Genomic DNA, 519 nt, shown 5'->3' with positions numbered 1-519 from the left:
GTTGATGCGCAGGGCCTCGGCGAGCTGGTCCTCCAGGATGATGATGCGGCAGGCCGCCTCCAGGGCGGTGCCCTGGTCGACCAGCTCGCGGGCGCGGGCGGCCAGGCGTAGCTGGTAGCGCGAGTAGCGGCGGTGGCCGCCCTCGGAGCGCTGCGGCTCGATCAGCTTGGCGGTGCCCAGGTTGCGGAGGAACGCCGGGGTGACGCCGAGCATCTCGGCGGCCCGGCCCATGCTGTAGGCGGGGTAGTCCTCATCGTCGAACCGGTGACCGGAGACGTCACCCGAGCCCATCGGCCCTCCCCGCGGCGGCGACCCGCTGGGCCGGTTCAGCCTTGCCGGCGGTGCCGCGGAGCCCGAGCTCGGCGCGGACGGCCGACGCCATCACTGCTTGATCCATACAACCTTCCCGAAATGCCGACAGGGGCCCCGGCGCCTTGATGCGCCGGGGCCCGCGAGGTTCAACACCATCTATCGGCCCTGGGGCCGATCCGTTTCTTCCGCACCGGCCGCCCGATGGGG

General features: G+C 72.6%; 1 protein-coding gene. It reads right to left on the bottom strand.

The window, feature by feature from the left end:
- Window positions 1-291 (bottom strand): helix-turn-helix domain-containing protein (locus tag ACTOQ2_RS44095; protein ID WP_440108031.1); only part of this gene is annotated, 291 nt, incomplete at its 3' end.
- Window positions 292-519 lie beyond the last annotated feature (228 nt).

The sequence above is a fragment of the Streptosporangium sp. H16 genome, assembly GCF_051918855.1.
Taxonomy (GTDB): domain Bacteria; phylum Actinomycetota; class Actinomycetes; order Streptosporangiales; family Streptosporangiaceae; genus Streptosporangium.
This window is presented reverse-complemented; position numbering and strand designations above follow the sequence as displayed.